Consider the following 2400-nt stretch of genomic DNA (forward strand, 5'->3'; position numbering starts at 1 on the left):
CCGCTGCTGCGACGGACCGTTCGGCGCCGTCAGACCGTTCGACGCCCCGTCCTGGTTGACGGCCGAGCCCCGCAGGACGGCCAGCACCCGGTGCCCGTTGCGACGGGCATCCGACAACCGCTCCAGCACCACCAGACCGACACCCTCACCCCAGCCCACCCCATCCGCCGCGTCCGCGAACGAACGGCACCGACCGTCGGCCGACAGACCGCCCTGCCGGGAGAACTCCACGAACGTCCCCGGGGTCGACATCACCGTCACGCCACCCGCCAGCGCAAGCGAGCACTCACCGCTGCGCAGGGCCTGCGCCGCCAGGTGCATGGCCACCAGCGACGACGAGCACGCCGTGTCGACCGTCACCGCCGGGCCCTCGAAGCCGAAGGTGTAGGACACCCGGCCGGACGCGACACTGGGGGCGCTGCCGTTGCCCCGGAAGCCCTCGAACTCCTCGCCGTCGAGCAGCGAGCGGTAGTCGGTGTACATGATGCCCGCGAAGACGCCGGTCCGGCTGCCGCGCAGCGACACCGGATCGATGCCGGCCCGCTCGAACGCCTCCCACGACGTCTCCAGCAGCAGGCGCTGCTGCGCGTCGGTCGCCAGCGCCTCGCGCGGGCTCATGCCGAAGAACTCGGGGTCGAACTCCCCCGCGTCGTGCAGGAACGCGCCGCGCCGGGTGTAGGACGTGCCCGGGACGGACCGGTCCTCGCTGTAGAGCGAGTCGAGGTCCCAGCCGCGGTTGGCCGGGAAGTCGGACACCGCGTCGACGCCGTCGGCCACCAGCCGCCACAGCTCCTCGGGCGACTCGACGCCGCCCGGGTAACGGCAGGCCATCCCGACGATGACCACCGGGTCGTCCGACAGCACCGGGAGCACGGCCGGGAGCTCCTCGGCCTCCTCTGCGCCGAACAGGCCCTCCAGGACGAAGCCGGCCAGCGCGTTCGCCGTCGGGTAGTCGAACACCACCGTGGCCGGCAGCTGGAGACCGGTGACCGACCGCAGCCGGTTGCGCAGTTCGACCGCCGTCAGCGAGTCGAAGCCGAGGTCCTGGAACGCCCGCGACGGGTCGACGACCGAGCCGCCGTCGTGGCCCAGGACCACGGCGATCTCGTCGCGCACCAGCTCCAGGACGCTCGCCCGCCGCTCGCCGCCGCCCAGGCCGGACAGCCGCTGCGCCAGGCCCGTCGAGGCGGCCGAGCCCGCGACCACCGCGCGCCGGACCCGGCCGCGCACCAGTCCGCGCAGCAGGGCGGGCACCGAGTCCTGGGCCCGCAGCGCGGCGAGGTCGAAGCGCACGGGCAGGATCACGGGCTCGGCCGCCGCGAGCGAGGCGTCGAACAGGGCGGCGCCCTCGGCCGGGGTGAGCTCCGGCATGCCCGAGCGGGCGATCCGGTGCAGGTCGACGTCGGCGAGCGTGCCGGTCATGCCGCCGTCGCGGGCCCACGGGCCCCAGGCCTGCGACACGGCGGGCAGGCCGAGCGAGCGGCGGTGGACGGCCAGCGCGTCGAGGTAGGCGTTGCCCGCCGCGTAGGCGGCCTGGCCGGGGCCGCCGAAGACGCCCGAGACGGAGGAGAACAGGACGAAGGCCGCCAACTCGCGGTCCTTCGTGGCCTCGTGCAGGTTCCGGGCCGCGTCCGCCTTCGGACGCAGGACGGCCGAGACGCGCTCGGCGGTCAGGGAGCCGATCACGCCGTCGTCGATCACCCCGGCCGTGTGGACGACCGCGCGGATCTCGTGCCGGGTGAACAGGTCGGCGACGGCGGCCGGGTCGGACACGTCACAGGCCTCGACGACGGCCCCCGCGCCCAGCTCCGCCAGCAACTCGTCGACGCCCTCGGCGTCCGCGCCACGGCGGCTCACCAGCAGCAGGTCACGCACGCCGTGCTCGGCCACCAGGTGCCGGGCGATGACCCGGCCCAGGCCGCCCGTGCCGCCGGTGATCAGGACCGTGCCCTCGCCGGCCCACACGACCGGCTCGCCCGCCGACCCGCCCACCGACTCGGCGCGCACGAGCCTGGCCGCGAAGACCTCGCCGTCGCGGACGAGCAGCTGCGGCTCGTCCAGGCCCAGGACCCCGGGCGGCAGCTCCTCCGAACCCGCCAGATCCACCAGGCCGAACCGGCCCGGCTCCTCCGACATCGCCGACCGCACCAGGCCCCACGCCGCCGCACCCGGCAGGTCCTCACCCGCCACCACGCCGCGCGTCACGAACACCAGACGGGACCCGGCGAAACGCTCCTCCGCCAGCCAGCCCTGCACCAGCTCCAGCACGCGGGCCGTCCCCACGTGCACGTCCCCGTCCGCCGACCGGACCACCACCACCGGCGGCACCTCCGCCGGCACCTCCGCCAGCGACGCCACCGCCACGAACTCCGGCGCATCGGAAGACCTCACCGGCACCCA

Annotated in this window: 1 protein-coding gene; it reads right to left on the bottom strand. The window is 75.2% G+C overall.

From position 1 onward, the window contains the following. Positions 1-2400: type I polyketide synthase (locus PUR71_RS00585; RefSeq protein WP_329924292.1), on the bottom strand; the 2400-nt coding region annotated here is incomplete at both ends.

This window comes from Streptomyces sp. SP17BM10 (assembly GCF_036322405.1).
Taxonomy (GTDB): Bacteria; Actinomycetota; Actinomycetes; order Streptomycetales; family Streptomycetaceae; genus Kitasatospora.